Source organism: Anaerostipes butyraticus, assembly GCF_016586355.1.
GTDB classification, from domain to species: domain Bacteria; phylum Bacillota; class Clostridia; order Lachnospirales; family Lachnospiraceae; genus Anaerostipes; species Anaerostipes butyraticus.
This window is the reverse complement of the sequence record NZ_BLYI01000027.1, coordinates 286,754-302,621: the sequence shown is the minus strand read 5'-3', so window position 1 is coordinate 302,621 and position 15,868 is coordinate 286,754. Positions and strand designations below refer to the sequence as shown.

The 15,868-nt window shown below is 43.4% G+C and carries 17 protein-coding genes and 1 other RNA gene; 14 read left to right on the top strand and 4 right to left on the bottom strand.

Translation table 11 applies throughout. From position 1 onward, the window contains the following. The first annotated feature begins 31 nt into the window (after nt 1–31). The 8 genes from JMF81_RS06955 (at nt 32) to ssrA (ending at nt 6,244) form a co-directional block, all read left to right on the top strand. Nucleotides 32–322, top strand: coding sequence for a hypothetical protein (locus tag JMF81_RS06955; protein ID WP_201310720.1), 291 nt, complete (start codon nt 32–34; stop codon nt 320–322). 191 nt (nt 323–513) lie between these two features. Continuing rightward, the gene (locus tag JMF81_RS06950) at nt 514–957 is read left to right on the top strand and encodes a transcriptional regulator (RefSeq protein WP_201310719.1); all 444 of its coding nucleotides are present in this window, start codon (nt 514–516) and stop codon (nt 955–957) included. Between the two features lie 18 nt (nt 958–975). Next, the gene (locus tag JMF81_RS06945; RefSeq protein WP_201310718.1) at nt 976–1,386 is read left to right on the top strand and encodes a hypothetical protein; all 411 of its coding nucleotides are present in this window, start codon (nt 976–978) and stop codon (nt 1,384–1,386) included. An 80-nt stretch (nt 1,387–1,466) separates the two neighbouring features. Continuing rightward, nucleotides 1,467–2,759, top strand: a complete 1,293-nt coding sequence (gene eno, locus JMF81_RS06940; protein WP_334297467.1) for a phosphopyruvate hydratase — start codon at nt 1,467–1,469, stop codon at nt 2,757–2,759. Nucleotides 2,760–2,849: 90 nt separating this feature from the next. Further along, entirely contained in the window at nt 2,850–3,101 is a 252-nt protein-coding gene (gene secG / locus JMF81_RS06935) for a preprotein translocase subunit SecG (RefSeq protein WP_201310717.1), read from the top strand. Nucleotides 3,102–3,206: 105 nt separating this feature from the next. Next, on the top strand, nt 3,207–5,372 hold the full coding sequence (gene rnr / locus JMF81_RS06930) for a ribonuclease R (protein WP_201310716.1): 2,166 nt from the start codon (nt 3,207–3,209) through the stop codon (nt 5,370–5,372). Then, nucleotides 5,335–5,805, top strand: a complete 471-nt coding sequence (smpB, locus tag JMF81_RS06925) for an SsrA-binding protein SmpB (RefSeq protein ID WP_201310715.1) — start codon at nt 5,335–5,337, stop codon at nt 5,803–5,805. The genes rnr and smpB overlap by 38 nt, the downstream gene beginning before the upstream one ends. 91 nt (nt 5,806–5,896) lie before the next feature. Further along, nucleotides 5,897–6,244: a transfer-messenger RNA gene (gene ssrA, locus JMF81_RS06920) on the top strand. A 54-nt stretch (nt 6,245–6,298) separates the two neighbouring features. On the opposite strand, the gene JMF81_RS06915 is transcribed toward ssrA, so the two are convergent. The 3 genes from JMF81_RS06915 to JMF81_RS06905 all read right to left on the bottom strand — a co-directional run bounded on the left by JMF81_RS06915 (nt 6,299) and on the right by JMF81_RS06905 (nt 9,836). Further along, nucleotides 6,299–6,838, bottom strand: coding sequence for an HdeD family acid-resistance protein (locus JMF81_RS06915; RefSeq protein ID WP_201310714.1), 540 nt, complete (start codon nt 6,836–6,838; stop codon nt 6,299–6,301). 110 nt (nt 6,839–6,948) lie between these two features. Continuing rightward, complete coding sequence (locus JMF81_RS06910) at nt 6,949–9,483, bottom strand: heavy metal translocating P-type ATPase (protein ID WP_201310713.1); 2,535 nt, start codon at nt 9,481–9,483, stop codon at nt 6,949–6,951. Between the two features lie 38 nt (nt 9,484–9,521). After that, the gene (locus tag JMF81_RS06905) at nt 9,522–9,836 is read right to left on the bottom strand and encodes a metal-sensing transcriptional repressor (RefSeq protein ID WP_243282561.1); all 315 of its coding nucleotides are present in this window, start codon (nt 9,834–9,836) and stop codon (nt 9,522–9,524) included. A 286-nt stretch (nt 9,837–10,122) separates the two neighbouring features. On the opposite strand from JMF81_RS06905, the gene JMF81_RS06900 reads away from it, so the two are divergent. The 3 genes from JMF81_RS06900 (at nt 10,123) to JMF81_RS06890 (ending at nt 12,749) form a co-directional block, all read left to right on the top strand. Further along, entirely contained in the window at nt 10,123–10,821 is a 699-nt protein-coding gene (locus tag JMF81_RS06900; protein WP_201310712.1) for a flavodoxin, read from the top strand. Between the two features lie 176 nt (nt 10,822–10,997). After that, nucleotides 10,998–11,840 (top strand): DUF362 domain-containing protein, encoded by an 843-nt coding sequence (locus JMF81_RS06895; RefSeq protein ID WP_243282568.1) that lies wholly within the window; start codon nt 10,998–11,000, stop codon nt 11,838–11,840. 15 nt (nt 11,841–11,855) lie between these two features. Further along, the gene (locus tag JMF81_RS06890; RefSeq protein ID WP_201310710.1) at nt 11,856–12,749 is read left to right on the top strand and encodes a permease; all 894 of its coding nucleotides are present in this window, start codon (nt 11,856–11,858) and stop codon (nt 12,747–12,749) included. Nucleotides 12,750–12,808: 59 nt separating this feature from the next. Here the strand turns inward: JMF81_RS06890 and JMF81_RS06885 are convergent, their stop codons facing one another. After that, a complete protein-coding gene (locus JMF81_RS06885) occupies nt 12,809–13,333 on the bottom strand; it encodes a cyclophilin-like fold protein (protein WP_243282560.1) in 525 nt (174 codons plus the stop codon). Between the two features lie 310 nt (nt 13,334–13,643). Between JMF81_RS06885 and JMF81_RS06880 the strand changes: the two genes are divergently transcribed. The 3 genes from JMF81_RS06880 to JMF81_RS06870 all read left to right on the top strand — a co-directional run bounded on the left by JMF81_RS06880 (nt 13,644) and on the right by JMF81_RS06870 (nt 15,828). After that, nucleotides 13,644–14,540, top strand: coding sequence for a LysR family transcriptional regulator (locus JMF81_RS06880; protein ID WP_201310709.1), 897 nt, complete (start codon nt 13,644–13,646; stop codon nt 14,538–14,540). 101 nt (nt 14,541–14,641) lie between these two features. Next, entirely contained in the window at nt 14,642–14,806 is a 165-nt protein-coding gene (locus JMF81_RS06875) for a putative periplasmic lipoprotein (protein WP_201310708.1), read from the top strand. A gap of 23 nt (nt 14,807–14,829) precedes the next feature. Then, complete coding sequence (locus tag JMF81_RS06870; protein WP_201310707.1) at nt 14,830–15,828, top strand: aldo/keto reductase; 999 nt, start codon at nt 14,830–14,832, stop codon at nt 15,826–15,828. Nucleotides 15,829–15,868 lie beyond the last annotated feature (40 nt).

Below are 15,868 nucleotides of genomic sequence, written 5' to 3'. Positions count from 1 at the left end.
AACATCAGATATTCACAGGGAGGTGAGTCAGATGACAGTATTTGATATTTTAACAGAACTGCAGGAAAAGGCATTTCATGATGAGAAGATACGGCAGGAATTATTAGAGACAAGACAGGCAGAAGAACCGCTGTTTGCTTTTTGTAAGAAATGCCAGGAACTTGGATATGAACTTTATCCGATGGAACTTGTAAATGCCGGAGAGGAATTTTACGCTTCAATGAAAAGGAGTACAAATGGAGGTGGAGAAAACTCACCGAAACTGGAAGGAGAAGACGATCTGTACGAATTATTTTTTGCGGCAATTGAAGAAAAAGAGTGAGAGAGTAATACCCTGCGAACAAGATATATTGTCTGCAGGGTATTATTTTATGCGGCCGTATTCTTGAATTGGTCATAGGCAGTTCTCCCAATGTAATATTTCGGGATAATATATCGGCATCAGATATAAAATGGAGTTGTAAAAACGGAATAAATAGTGTAAAATTACACTATAAATGGAAGGAGAATGAAATGACAAGAGAGGAATTTATTGCGTTATGTGATGGCAAAGAAAAAATGATAAGGACAGAATATGGATTCAGTCAGCAGAAAATGTCAGAAGTTATAGGAATATCAAAAAAGAAATTGGTGGAAATTGAGAAAGGAAGACGCTCTCTCGGATGGACTGGCAGTGTGGCTTTATGCAGTATTTTTTCTGACAGTGACATACTGGAGACTGCATTTGGAGGATATCCGGAAGAAATTATAAAGAGTCTTGCATTTGACCAGGGTGAAATTATATATAAGAAAACCATGGGAGGTCATGTCTGGTGGCGTGAACTGGAGCAAAAAAATGGTTACAAGATTCAGCAGAATATTATTTCAAAACATTACCGAATATTAGATCAGAATAATCAAAGAATTGGTGCTTCCTTTGATTATGAAGAAATAAAACTGCATTTGGATCATTTATAAGAAAAGAGGGGGCAGGGTATGTTAACAAGTAATATGAATAAAAAACTGCATATAATTTTAGCCAGTATTATGCTGATCCGGTTTATCAATATAATCTATCAGTGCTTTTGGGGAGGGGAGGTACCGTTTTATGCCGTATTCATTTTTAGCGCTCCTTCAGGAATTGCATTTTTGTTTGAAATCTGCTTGCTGAGAGAAAATCAGCATAGAAAAAAGTATGAAGTGACAGGATTTTTAGCATTTCTTAATCTGGGGATTCAGACGATCATTGGGATATACGCCTTGTATATGCTGGCAGATCTGCTGCCGGAGATAATAGAAACGAAAGCATATTTTGAATCAGATCTGCTGCTTTCTTTGCTGTACTTGGGAATATGGGCAGTTTATCTGAAAATTACTCATGACTACAAAAAGAATATATTCAGATAACGCGAGATTCCCTCTTTTTGGTATAGGGATTCATATTCTTGGAAATAATAGCATTATTATTTGTAAAGGGTGTGATGATGTTGAAATATCGTATGAGTATCGAAAATGTAATCGGCAGAGAAGTCCTGGATTCCAGGGGAAATCCTACCGTGGAGGTGGAAGTTGCTCTCCAGGGAGGAGCCAGAGGAAGGGCGATTGTTCCGTCCGGAGCTTCCACAGGAAAATTTGAAGCGCTGGAACTTCGGGACCGGGAAAAGCGCTACAGAGGGCTTGGCGTTGAGACGGCAGTCAACCATGTAAATCATAAGATAGCAGACCGGCTGATCGGGAAAAATGCGCTGAATCAGATTGAAATTGATGAGATCATGCTGGAAGCAGACGGGACTCCCAATAAAGAACGATTTGGAGCTAACGCGATTCTGGGAGCTTCGTTAGCCGCAGCAAAGGCAGCAGCCAGCGGTCTTGGAATACCTCTGTATCAATATTTGGGAGGAAGTTTTGCATGCAAGCTTCCTGTTCCTATGATGAATATTTTAAATGGAGGGAAACACGCAGATAATACAGTGGATTTTCAGGAATTTATGATTGCGCCAGTGGGTGCAGATTCCTTCAAAGACGCATTGATGATCGGAACAGAAGTGTATCATACATTAAAAGATATTTTGAAATCTAAAAATCTGAGCACGGGAGTAGGCGATGAAGGAGGATTCGCTCCAAATCTGGAAAGTTCAGAAGAAGCTTTAGATCTTCTTGTCCAGGCAATCGAGACTGCAGGATATAAAACAAAGGAGGAAGTTGCCATTGCCATGGACTGTGCTGCGTCTGAAATATATAATGAAGATGAAGATGTCTATTATTTTGAAGGAGAAAGCCGCATGTCAGGACGGGAAGTCCGGAGAAATTCCGAAGAGATGGTACAGTATTATGAAAGATTAACGGAGCAGTATCCGATCTTCTCCATCGAAGATGGATTAAATGAAGAAGATATGACAGGATGGAAAGTGCTTACCTATCGTCTGGGTGAAAAGATTCTGCTGGTCGGAGATGATCTGTTTGTAACAAATGTTTCCAGACTAAGAAAGGGGATTGAGGAAGATATTGCCAATAGTATCCTGGTAAAGTTAAATCAGATTGGGACTCTGACAGAGACATTAGACGCAGTTGAGGTAGCAAGAAATGCCGGATATCATACGATCATCTCTCATCGATCTGGTGAAACAGAAGATACAACCATTGCGGATATCGCTGTGGCAGTCAACAGCGGGCTGATCAAAACCGGAGCACCATGCAGATCCGACCGTACGGCAAAATACAATCAGCTTCTTCGGATTGAAGAACAGCTGGGAAGCTGCCGGAGATATGGCTTCTATTAAAAAGAATGTAAAATTCATGCTAAGCTTCAGAGTTTTTCTTGCATCCCGATTCTTTCTGTGATAAAATGTTTCACAGTGAGTAGAAGATGAATGAGGAGGCATATCGTGAAAACAGCGTTAACCGTAATATTTATTATAGCGTCTATCATATTAATTATATTAGTTTTAATGCAAGAAGGAAAGGAAGCGGGATTAGGCTCTTTGACAGGTACCGCAGATATGGGGACCTACTGGAGTAAGAACAAAGGACGTTCAAAAGAAGGAACTTTGATTCGTGCGACTGCGTTTTTCACAATTATTTTCTTTGTGACAGCGGCGATTCTTTGTTCAAGATTTATTTAGTGAGACAGCAAACACTTCTTAAAACTTGTTTTAAGAAGTGTTTTTCTTTCGTAAAGGAAGAATTTTCTGCTTCCTGATAACAGAGGTGTAAAAGAGGAGACAGAGATGAAAAATCAGAGAGATGAGAGAAAAAAGAAGATAAAAGCATTAATATATGACAAGCATTACCGTCCAATGAAGCAAAAGGAAATTGGATATCTGATGCAGGTAACTCCGGAGGACCGGCCGGAATTTGTAAAACTTCTGGAGGAACTGGTAGAGGAAGGCAGCATAGAGGTTACAAAACGCGGGAAATATAAGCCAATAGAGAAAGAAGTCCTGAAGGGGGTCTTCACCTGTACAAAGAATGGATATGGATTTGTGGCGGTAGAAGGCAAAGAGGAAGATTATTATATCAATGAAAAAAACATGAATGGAGCCTTCCATGAGGATACGGTGCTGATAGAGACCATTGATACACAGAGAAAATCAGGACATCATACAGAAGCAAAGATCATTAAAATCCTGGAGCGCGGCTTAAAGACAATTGTTGGAACTTTGGAGAAAAATCAGAACTTTGGTTTTGTTGTTCCGGATAACCAGAGATTTGACAGCGATATTTTTCTGTCGAAAGAGGAGTGCAAAAATCTTACCAGTGGATTCAAAGTTCTGGTGGAAATTACAGATTATGGAGATGAAAGGCACAGTCCGGAAGGAAAGATCATAGAAGTCCTGGGACACAGAGATGATCCCAGAGTGGATATATTATCCATTGTAAAGGCGTATAATATTCCAACAGAATTTAATGAACTGATAGAAAAACAGCTGAAAACGATCCCAGTGGAGATTGATGGGGACGATTACCCGGGAAGAAAAGACCTGAGGGATCTGCCGACTGTTACGATTGATGGAGAAGACGCCAAAGATCTGGATGACGCGATTACATTGTCTAAAAAGGGCAGTCATTATCTTCTTGGGGTTCATATTGCGGATGTATCAGAATATGTCACAGAAGGATCCCCTCTGGATCAGGAGGCTTTAAAACGCGGCACCAGTGTTTATCTGGTAGACCGGGTGATTCCAATGCTGCCGCATCAGCTTTCCAATGGAATTTGTTCCCTGAATGCAGGATGTGACCGTCTGGCACTCAGCTGTCTGATGGAAATCGATGAAGAAGGCAAAGTGGTGGATCATGAAATTGCAGAGACGGTGATCCGGGTCAATGAACGAATGACTTACACCAGCGTCGCAGCGATCCTGGAAGGTAACTTGAATGAACGGAAACGATATGAAAATCTTGTTTCTATGTTTGAGTTAATGAAAGAGCTGTCTGATATACTAAGAGAACGCCGTCATGCAAGAGGAAGCATTGATTTTGATTTCCCGGAATCCAAGATTATTCTGGATAAAAAGGGACATACTGTGGATGTATTTCCGCAGGTGCGAAATGCTGCCACTAAGATCATAGAAGATTTTATGCTGTGTGCCAATGAAACGGTTGCGGAAGAGTTTTACTGGAGAGAAATTCCGTTTTTATACCGGACCCACGATATTCCAGATGGTGAGAAAGTCGATAAACTGCAGGCATTTTTGCAGAATTTCGGAATTTATCTTAAAATTAACCGGGAAGAACTTCATCCTATGGAAGTGCAGAAACTGCTGACAAAAATTGAAGGAACACCGGAGGAGCCTCTGATCAGCCGGCTGACGCTGAGATCCATGAAGCAGGCCAAGTATACGGTACAGTGTTCTCTGCATTTTGGTCTGTCTACAAGATATTACTGCCATTTTACATCGCCGATTCGAAGGTATCCGGATCTGCAGATTCACAGAATCATAAAAGAAAATCTTCATGGAACATTTACTCCGGAAAGATTTGCTCATTATGAGAGAATCCTGCCAAAGGTTGCCGAACAGACATCAAAGACAGAACGGCGGGCAGACGAAACAGAGCGGGAAGTTGAGAAACTGAAAAAAGCAGAATATATGAAACGCAGGATCGGAGAAGTTCACAGAGGAATCATTTCCAGCATTACCAGCTGGGGGGTATATGTGGAGCTGCCAAATACGGTAGAAGGAATGATCCATGTTTCCAAACTGCCGGGTGACTTCTATTATTATGATGAAGCGACATATTCTATGGTAGGAGAACGAACAGGACGCCAGTTCAAGCTGGGAGAACAGGTGAAGATCAGAGTAGCAGGAGTTGACATGCTTCTGAAAAATATTGATTTTGATTTGGAGGAGGATGATGATGGCGAAGACCAGTGGAACAAAGCTGATCGCCAATAATAAAAAGGCGAGACATGACTATTTTGTAGAAGATACATTTGAAGCAGGCATTGTACTGCACGGAACAGAAGTAAAATCTCTGAGGCAGGGACACTGCAGCATCAAAGAAGCATTTATCGGAATTGATGATGGAGAAGCCTTTATCCATCAAATGCATATCAGCCCATATGAAAAGGGAAATATTTTCAATAAAGATCCGTTGAGAGTCCGGAAACTTCTGCTTCACAGATCAGAAATTTCTAAAATGGCAGGGCAGATAAAACAAAAGGGATATACATTAATACCGCTGAAAGTATACTTTAGGGGAAGTCTTGTAAAAGTGGAAATAGGACTCTGCCGCGGAAAGAAATTGTATGACAAACGTCAGGATATAGCCAAAAGAGATCAGCTCAGAGAAGCTCAGAGAGACTTCAAAGTGCGGAATTTCGGTTAATCTTCAGGGTATCTTGACAGACAGAAAGAAAAAAGATATAATTACAGTTCGGGACTGGAAGTGCTTTCAGTCCCGCAGGTTTCAATATTCAGGGCCAGTACTGGTTTCGACAGGGATCTTGAAGCTTGAGGAGCCATTGGGAGGGACCACCTTACGGTACAAACTTAAATATAAACGCAGATAATAATAAATTAGCGTACGCTGCAGCCTAATTGCAGCAGCTGCCTTCGGATCACCTGCAGTCTGAAGATACAGCTTCAATGATGCAGGACACTCGTCTGCCTAAGCTTTGCGGCAGATGAAGTATTTATGAAGCTACTGAAGCAGCCATCCCGTCTGTCGGAGTGCTGTGGAGGGAATGTCAATAGGCAGACTGTAATGGGAGAGCCTTAAGTGAACGGGTTTTTGGACGCGGGTTCAACTCCCGCCTGGTCCATCTTAAAACTCACGTATTTACGTGGGTTTTGTTTTTTATTCATAGAGGAACCCCTGATCATAGAGAATCTAATAAGTTCAGAGTAAAAACGATACTGTCAATTCCAAGAAAGATTAGATATATCCCAATCAGATATCCAATGGAGAAGAAAGAAATAATTGGATCAAAGATCATCATAATACCCAGAATCAATCCGATGATGTTTACAAAAAGAGTAAAGTAATAATTTCCTGTTCCAGAAGTTATACGGATAAACGGCAGGTGGGCAAGCCGTGCAATACAATGAGCAATGAACCAGATGGGGAACAGAACGACGATTACCCATGTTCCAATTCCAAGATTAAACAGGATCAAAAGACCTGCAATGATACTGATAATACCTCCAACCAGTGCCGGAACAGGAGAAACCCCAAAGCGGTTTTCCAGTTTGACATAAAAAATGATATCAATAATGCCGGTTATCAGCGCAGCAAGACCGTAAATAAAAGTGACTCCTCGTATTGTGCTATAAGGTTTGATTAAAGTATAGATTCCTATAATGATAAGAAGAATTCCGAGAATAAACTCGCCCCAGCCAAGGGCCTTTCTGTTTTTCATGATGAATGACTCCTTTCGTGAAAATTAAACAGGCCAGCGGCCGGCTGTGACCAGCCTGCACCTTTGACCTGTTTTTCATGTCTTATCTATCTGTTATGGATCAGATAAATTTATGCTATTTTTGTAACTTTGTAATCCTGATCTTCTACAGCCTTTTTAAGTGTATCATCGCTGACGTCAGCATCCAGAGTTACCACTGCTGTACCTGCTGTGTGGCTGACTTCCGCATTTTCTACTCCTTTGAGCGCTTCAAGGGCTTTCTTTACAGTTGCCTCACAGTGTCCGCACATCATACCTTCAATACTCATTGTTTTTGTCATAGTTTTGTCCTCCTTGTTGTTATTCTTTGTTTTAATTTTTCTATCTTTACTGGCGTCATACATTTTGAACCAGTTAAGACGCAATGCATTACTTACCACGCAGAAGCTGGAAAGACTCATTGCCGCAGCCCCAAACATTGGATTTAACAGCCAGCCAAAAATTGGATACCATACGCCGGCGGCCAGCGGGATACCGATGACGTTATAAATGAATGCCCAAAACAGATTCTCGTGGATATTGCGCAGGGTTGCCCGGCTTAAACGGATCGCGGCGGCCACATCGGTCAGCCTGCTCTTCATAAGGACAACGTCTGCGGCGTCGATGGCGATATCTGTGCCAGCTCCGATGGCGATGCCCATATCTGCTCTTGTAAGAGCCGGAGCATCGTTTATGCCATCCCCTACCATGGCGACTTTACCTTTTTTCTTCAGGGAACGGATGACACTTTCTTTTCCGTCAGGCAGCACCCCTGCGATTACTTCATCCACGCCGGCCTGAACGCCGATAGCCTTTGCGGTACGCTCGTTGTCACCGGTGAGCATAACTACGTGGATTCCCATGTTCTGAAGCTCTCTGATGGCCTCAGGACTGTCTTCTTTTACTACGTCTGCCACTGCGATGATACCGATCAGTCTGCCGTCTCTGGCAAAGAACAGAGGGGTCTTTCCTTCTTCCGCGAGACGATCGGCTGTTTTTTGTATCTCTTCTGAGAGTTCTGTGCTCTGGCTGATGAATTTCATATTTCCTCCACGGACCATGCAGTTATTTACTTTTCCGGAAAGGCCATTGCCAGGAACTGCCTGGAATTCATTTGCGGCATATTTCTGTAAGGAAACGTTTTCCTGTGCCTTTGCAACGATAGCATGGGCAAGAGGATGTTCGCTTTTTTGTTCCAATGCGTAAGCATAGCTTAAAAGTTCCTGTTCTGAAATTCCCTCTGCAGGGATCATATCTGTTACTTTAGGTTCACCGCTGGTGATAGTTCCAGTCTTATCCAATGCAACAATCTGTGTTCTTCCTGTTTCTTCCAGAGAGACAGCTGTCTTGAAAAGAATTCCGTTCTTTGCACCCATGCCGTTGCCTACCATGATTGCCACTGGTGTGGCAAGTCCGAGGGCGCATGGACAGCTGATTACCAGTACAGAGATTGCTCTTGACAGGGAGAAACCGATTGCCTCTCCGGCCAGCAGCCATACGATTAGGGTAACAACAGCGATCCCGATTACTGCCGGAACGAAGATACCGGATACCTTATCCGCAATCTTGGCGATAGGAGCTTTGGTGGCAGCCGCATCGCTGACCATCTGGATGATCTGAGACAGGGTTGTATCTTCACCTACACGGGATGCTTCGCACCGCAGATAACCAGATTGGTTTAAAGTTGCAGCGGATACAGCATCGCCTGTGTTTTTATCCACTGGGATACTTTCGCCGGTCAGCGCAGATTCGTTAACTGCACTGGTTCCTTCTACTACAATTCCGTCAACCGGAATGTTTTCACCTGGTTTTACAACAAAAATATCACCTTTACGCACCTGATCTACGGATACGACTTCTTCTTTCCCATCTCGAAAGACAGTCGCTGTCTTCGGAGCCAGCTTCATCAGACCTTTCAGGGCGTCTGTCGTACGCCCTTTAGAAATTGACTCCAAAAGCTTTCCTATTGTGATCAGCGTCAGGATTGTACCGGCTGATTCAAAGTAGAACTCATGCATATAGGACATGGCTCCTGCCGCATCGCCGCGAGTCAAGGCAGCGGACATGGCGAACAGGCCATATAGACTGTATCCGTAAGAGGCTCCTGCCCCTAGAGCCACCAGAGTATCCATATTCGGTCCTCCGTGAATCAGGCTGATAAAGCCATTGACAAAGAATTTCTGGTTGATTACCATGATGATCGTTGTCAGCAGAAGTTCTATCAATCCCATGGCCATGTGGTTCTCAGCCAGGACTGATGGAAGAGGCCAGTTCCACATCATATGTCCCATGGAAATATACATCAGCGGGATCCAGAAACACAGGGAGGCAATCAGTCTGCGTTTCATCTTCGGGGTCTCCTTATCTTTCAGAGATTCTTCCTCTGCGGCCATAGAACCTCCCTTTTCGCGGGCCTGATCTCCATGAGCCCCTTTTTCTGAGGCGCCGTATCCAGCCTTTTCAACAGCAGCAATTACAGCCTCAGGAGAAGCGGTGCCGTCCACTCCCATAGAATTCGTCAGCAGGCTGACAGAACAGGAAGTAACTCCCGGCACTTTAGAGACGGCCTTTTCAATCCGGTTGCTGCATGCCGCACAGCTCATACCTGTTACATCATATTGTTTCATGTTACATTCCTCCTGGTAAAAAAATAAGGTCTAATCAATTATTTCATAAGTTTCTGAAGGACTTTGACAAGCTCATCAATAGCTTCATCTTCCCTGCCCTTCTTAATATCATCTACCACACAGGAGTGGAGATGCTCCGCCAGCAGCACTTTATTGAAGCTGTTAAGAGCGGCAGAGATCGCAGAGACCTGGATCAGGATATCCGGACAATATACATCATTTTCTACCATTTTCCGAACCCCTCTGACCTGGCCTTCAATCCGGCTTAAGCGATTCATCATAGCCTTCCGTTCTTTTTCGGAACGTTCTTTAGTCCTGTGTTTACAACCTGCGCATTCTTTTTTCTCTTCCAAATCTATTCTCCTTCCATAAACCCTGTGGGGGTATTTCCTTTTGACACCTATAATATATACCCTATGCCGGTATTTTTCAACCCTCTTTTTCAAGAAAATTTGTCATTTATTAGAGGGAAATAAGTTCAAAATAGACAGAACCTGCCGTATGCCTGTGATGTATGAGAAATCATAAGGTTTAAGTATTAGACACGAAGACAGGGCCTTTTTATAATGAAATCAGAAAGTGAACGTGCAAAACTGAGGACAGAATATGTCCTGAAAATTCAGAGTCAGGAGGTCATGAATGAAAAGATTTTTATTATCGTTGTTAAGTCTTGTTTTCGTTTTTTCATTTACCGGCTGCAGTAATTCCAATGAGAAAAGTACGCAGTCAGAATCGGCCAGAAAAACCGCAGAGGAAGCGGCGTCTTCTGGGACAACGGCAGATTCCGGCCGGCAGACGAATGGAAGGGTTCTTGTCGCTTATTTTTCCTGGGCGGATAACGCGGTTCTGGATGAAGATGTAGACGCAGTGACTTCTCCGAGTGTTATTGCGCCGGGAAATGTTCAGGAGCTGGCAGGATGGGTGCAGGAAGAAACAGGAGGAGATTTATTTTCTATCCGTGTGAAGGATCCGTATCCAAGTGACTGGGATGACTGCCTGGAACGGGCAAATGAAGAACGGGGCGATGACGCCAGACCGGAACTGGAAGAAAGTGTAGAAAACCTGGATGATTATGACATGGTTTATCTTGGATATCCAAACTGGTGGTATGGCGTACCGATGGCGCTGCTGTCCTTCCTGGAAGAAAATGATCTTTCCGGGAAACAGGTATATCTGTTCTGCTCCCATGGTACAGGAGGTCTTGCCAACAGTGTGGAGATTATCACTGATGCTCTTCCGGATGCAGAAATATCAGATAATATTTTTGACTGTTATGAAGAAGATGCTTCCTCATCAGAAAATGACATTAAGGAATGGGTATCTCGGACGAACCAGTAAGAAAGGAGGCAGCCATGAGAAAAAAAGTTTTCTTAGCTGTATTTATAGTACTGCTGACAGGAACAATATCCGTGGGATGCGGGTCCCGGAATGACGATGCGGCAGAAACGGAAACGACTTCATCAACAGAAACCGATACCAGACAATGGAATACCGGAGATGGTCCAAAGGTTTATATGACGGAAGACATCAGCGCGGATGGACTGATGCAGGTGTATGAAGCCCTGGGGGTGAAAAATATGGGAGATCACGTGGGAGTAAAAATCAGCACAGGAGAAACCGGAAGCAATTATCTGCGGCCGGCGTTGATACAGGATCTTGTGGAAGAAGTAAACGGAACCATCGTAGAATGCAATACAGCCTACGGCGGGGACCGGGCGAATACCGCTTATCATATGCAGCTGGCGGAAGATCACGGGTATACAGAAATCGCAGATGTAGACATTATGGATGCGGACGGTTCCATGACAATTCCGGTAGAGGGCGGCAGCCGTCTGAAAGAAAATCAGGTGGGTTCTCATTTTGAAGATTATGACTATTATGTCGTTTTGTCTCATTTTAAAGGCCATGCAATGGCAGGATACGGAGGAGCCCTCAAAAACATTTCCATCGGTATGGCGTCTGCGGAAGGGAAATCTTTCATCCATTCTGGCGGTACCGGAGGCAATATGTGGAGCGGCGAACAGGACGCGTTCCTGGAATCCATGGCAGAAGCAGGAAAATCTGTCAGTGATTATATGGACGGAAATATGCTGTACATCAATGTGATGAACCGTCTTTCTGTTGACTGTGACTGCGACAGCAATCCTGCGGAACCGGATATGCATGACATCGGAATCCTGGCATCATATGATCCTGTGGCGCTGGATCAGGCCTGTATTGACCTGGTGGCTGCGGCAGATGACGGAGATTCTCTGATGGAAAGAATTGAGTCAAGGGACGGGCTGCGTACACTGGAACACGCCGAAGACATCGGCCTGGGAAGCAGAAGTTATTCGCTGGTCAACATCGATGAGTAAACAGGAGGAAGCAAAATGCTGCAGCGGGAATTCATTTATCTTTGGTATTATTTCAGTGTCCAGCTGGAACAGATTTTCGGGTACTGGGTATTAGGAATGATCATCGGCTCTGCGGTGTCTGTTTTCGCAAAAGATCATATCCACAATGTGTTTCGGTCACTGGGAAGTAAAAAAATAGGCATTTTTGGAATCGTGATTTCCAGCGGCCTTGGCATGCTGTCGCCTCTATGCATGTATGGAACAATCCCTATAGCGGCTTCATTTTCCAGAAGCGGAATCCGAGATGACTGGCTGGCGGCATTTATGATGTCTTCCATTTTGTTAAATCCCCAGCTGATGATCTACAGCGCGGCTTTGGGAGAGACTGTCCTTGCGATACGAATCCTGTCATGCTTTCTCTGTGGGATAACGGCGGGACTTTTGATCCGGGTATTTTACCGGAGAAAATCATTTTTCAATTTTCATGGATTTGATGAACCGGAGAATCATGACATTGACAGGGATATATTTTTAAGATATATCAAAAATCTCGGAAGAAATATGAAAGCGACAGGTCCTTATTTCCTGATCGGAATTATTCTTTCCGCCCTGTTTCAGAGATATGTGCCGGCAGATCTGATGACGGATCTGTTTGGCGGAAATGAAGCATTTGGAATTTTGATGGCGGCAACAGTTGGAGTTCCTCTTTATGCCTGCGGAGGCGGTACGATTCCTCTTTTGCAGCAGTGGCTGTGGGAAGGAATGAGCATAGGAAGCGCTGCCTCATTTATGATTACGGGACCGGCAACAAAGATCACGAATCTCGGAGCATTAAAAATCGTTCTGGGGATCCGCAGGTTTCTGACATATCTGGTATTCATTATGGCCTATGCCTTTACAGCGGGCATGATCATCAATCTGGTGATTTGACCGAGTGGATAAACGAAAACCCCGGCAGAACTGTTCTGCCGGGGTTAAACGTATTTCATCTAAGATTCTGTTTGCATCTGACTGATCTCAATGGTTCCGGACATATCTTCAATCCATTCGCTGCCGGAAACAACGCGGCCCAGTTCATACAGACTGCTGCTGGAATCAAAATCGTCATAGAACATAACAACATCTCCCCACGGTTCATAATAAGCAAGAACCCCTGCGCCGCCCTCCGCTTCCGGAGCATCACTTACGTTCAGATCCTCTGACGGATAAAAGATTTTTTCGTTATCACTGTAATCCTCAGATTCTACAGATAAAGGAAGCTGATCATACAGATCCTGTGCCGCCTGGCTGTTATTTAATTCAAAAATAATGGTATTTCCATTAGATTCAATGGAGATTCTTCCGGCGGATTTGGAATCTGAAGTATTTTCAGTCTCCGCATCCGTTCCGGAATTTTCTGTTTGAGAGGATGTTTCTGTTTCGGAAGAAGATTTCGTGGAAGAATCAGAAGTTTTGCAGGATGTCATAGAAAACATCAGAACGGAAGATACGAGTAATATAAAAAATTTTCTCATGCTGTACTCCTTTCGTGTTCGACTGTTGGTTGATTTTATTATATAAATGAACCTGCGGAATATCCAATGCTTATCTTAAATAGAAGCAAATGCCTGAAAGGAATAAAATCAGAAGGAAATCAGAGGATGATTTTCAGGAAAAAAGACTTTCGGTAAAATAGCGTATGGTTTCGATCTGGCAGTAAGACCGGCAAACGAAAGCTGATAGAAAATGGGAAAGATTGTAAACCTTCGGTTTGACACGCCCATCCGGATTCGATATATTTAAAGCAGCGAAAAGAAAGGGCACGAGAAGAAAGGCAGGAGATTTATGTATAATCCTCAATTGGAAACTTTTATCAGCGTAGCAGATGCCGGAAGTTTTAACAAAGCGGCGGAACAGCTTTATATTACTCCTCCGGCAGTGATTAAACAGATTAATTTACTGGAAACAAGCCTTGGATTAGAGCTGTTTGTCCGGACGCACCGCGGACTGAAACTGACTGCATCCGGAAAATCTTTATATAAGGATGCAAAATATGTGATTCAATACTGCAAGGAATCGGTAGAAAGAGCAAAGCGAGCCATGGAAGAAGAACAGAACGTGATCCGGATCGGCACATCCCCGATGACGCCGGCGCAGGTTCTGGTAGAATTATGGCCGAAGATTCATGAACAGTGTGAGGATATCAAATTTCAGATCATACCTTTTGAAAATACACCGGAAAACGCAAGAGAGATCTTAAAAAATCTGGGTCAGAATATCGATATCGTAGCGGGAATTTTTGATGAAACAATGCTTCAGTACCGGCAGTGTGAGGGACAGGAATTGTTTAAAGTACCGATCTGCTGTGCCTGCTCCGTCCATCACCGTCTGGCAGCGAAAGGTTCTCTTAAGATTGAAGATCTGTATGGAGAGAAATTACTGCTGATGCGTCCCGGCTGGAGCCATTATGTTGATATGCTGAGAGAAGATCTGGAAGAAAATCATCCGGACATTACAGTTGTGGATTTTGATTTTTATAATGTCGATATTTTTAACCGCTGTGAAAACAGCGATGACCTGTTAATGGCCATTGATAACTGGAAATCCGTTCATCCGCTGTTAAAAATTCTGAGGGTGGACTGGGATTATCAGATTCCGTTCGGTCTGCTGTACTCAAAAGAACCGACCCATACGGTAAAGCGGTTTTTAAAGGCTGCTTCTGCTGTGATGAAACCGGAATAGGAATGTAATTACCTTAAGGTATATACTGAATAACGAAGAGAGACTTCTGTGAAAGTCTCTTTTTTTTTATGATAAAGATAAGAAGAACGGAGGTGAAGTGGTTGAGAAAAGCAGTTCTGTGTGCAGTTTTGTGTTTGTCAGGATGTTCAGCCCGCAGTTCAGGAGAAAACGGCGAAGCCTCATCACAGCACAAGGCGGTGATCAATAAAAAGATTACGGCAGATACGAAAGTCATTAATGTGATTAACGATGAAGATTTTAAATAGAAATAGAGAAAGGACAAAAGATTATGAAATATCGAACATTGGGAAAAGATTTAAAGGTATCAGCAGTAGGTCTTGGATGTATGGGAATGAGCCATGCTTACGGGGCGCCTGCGGACAAGAAAGAAATGACAGAGTTATTGGCGAAAGCAGTAGACATGGGTTATACTTTCTTTGATACAGCGGAAGTTTACGGGACAGCGGATAATCCTCATGACAATGAAGAACTTGTTGGAAAAGCGTTAAAACCGTACCGGGACAAAGTTGTGATTGCAACAAAATTCGGCATTCACTTCGATATGGAGTCGGATGAGATAAAGCATCCGCTGGCTCCGGATTCAAGGCCGGAAGTAATTCGAAAATCTGTAGACGAATCTCTGAAGCGTCTGCAGACGGATCATATTGATCTGTATTACCAGCACAGATATGATCCGAAGGTTCAGATTGAAGAAGTAGCAGGAGTTATGTCCGAACTGATTCAGGAAGGAAAGATTACTCACTGGGGATTGTCGGAAGCGACAGAAGAAACCATTCGCCGTGCAAATGCAGTATGTCCGCTTACCGCGATTCAGAACCGCTATTCCATGATGGCAAGACATTATGAGCCATTATTCCCAGTTTTAGAAGAGCTTGGAATTGGATTTGTCGCTTTTTCACCAATGGCAAATGGATTTTTAACAGGAAAATATGATAAAAATTCAAAATTTGACGCAAAACTCGATTATCGAAGTGCTATGCCGCAGTTCCGTGCGGAAGCAATGGAAAAAAATCAGAACTTACTGGAATTGCTGCAGAATACAGCGAAAGAAAAAGACGCGATGCCGGCTCAGATTTCTATGGCATGGATGATCTGTAAGAAGCCGTGGATCGTACCGATTCCGGGCACAAGAAAATTAAAACGTCTGGAAGAAAATGCAGGAGCGGCAGATATTGAATTAACGCCGGAGGAAGTAAAAACTCTGGATGACGCATTAAATCATATGGAAATGTCAGAGGTGTTCGGCGGAACCCGGGTTGTGGAATAAAATGAGGTTTTATGCGAAAAAGAAAGAAAAAACTGACGGA

Excerpts from the sequence above, each read along its gene's own strand:
- JMF81_RS06955 (WP_201310720.1), top strand. The coding sequence starts at position 32 with ATGACAGTATTTGATATTTTAACAGAACTGCAGGAAAAGGCATTTCAT.
- JMF81_RS06950 (WP_201310719.1), top strand. The coding sequence starts at position 514 with ATGACAAGAGAGGAATTTATTGCGTTATGTGATGGCAAAGAAAAAATG.
- JMF81_RS06945 (WP_201310718.1), top strand. The coding sequence starts at position 976 with ATGTTAACAAGTAATATGAATAAAAAACTGCATATAATTTTAGCCAGT.
- secG (WP_201310717.1), top strand. The coding sequence starts at position 2,850 with ATGAGGAGGCATATCGTGAAAACAGCGTTAACCGTAATATTTATTATA.
- rnr (WP_201310716.1), top strand. The coding sequence starts at position 3,207 with ATGAAAAATCAGAGAGATGAGAGAAAAAAGAAGATAAAAGCATTAATA.
- smpB (WP_201310715.1), top strand. The coding sequence starts at position 5,335 with ATGGCGAAGACCAGTGGAACAAAGCTGATCGCCAATAATAAAAAGGCG.
- JMF81_RS06915 (WP_201310714.1), bottom strand. The coding sequence starts at position 6,838 with ATGAAAAACAGAAAGGCCCTTGGCTGGGGCGAGTTTATTCTCGGAATT.
- JMF81_RS06910 (WP_201310713.1), bottom strand. The coding sequence starts at position 9,483 with ATGAAACAATATGATGTAACAGGTATGAGCTGTGCGGCATGCAGCAAC.
- JMF81_RS06900 (WP_201310712.1), top strand. The coding sequence starts at position 10,123 with ATGAAAAGATTTTTATTATCGTTGTTAAGTCTTGTTTTCGTTTTTTCA.
- JMF81_RS06895 (WP_243282568.1), top strand. The coding sequence starts at position 10,998 with ATGACGGAAGACATCAGCGCGGATGGACTGATGCAGGTGTATGAAGCC.
- JMF81_RS06890 (WP_201310710.1), top strand. The coding sequence starts at position 11,856 with ATGCTGCAGCGGGAATTCATTTATCTTTGGTATTATTTCAGTGTCCAG.
- JMF81_RS06885 (WP_243282560.1), bottom strand. The coding sequence starts at position 13,333 with ATGAGAAAATTTTTTATATTACTCGTATCTTCCGTTCTGATGTTTTCT.
- JMF81_RS06880 (WP_201310709.1), top strand. The coding sequence starts at position 13,644 with ATGTATAATCCTCAATTGGAAACTTTTATCAGCGTAGCAGATGCCGGA.
- JMF81_RS06870 (WP_201310707.1), top strand. The coding sequence starts at position 14,830 with ATGAAATATCGAACATTGGGAAAAGATTTAAAGGTATCAGCAGTAGGT.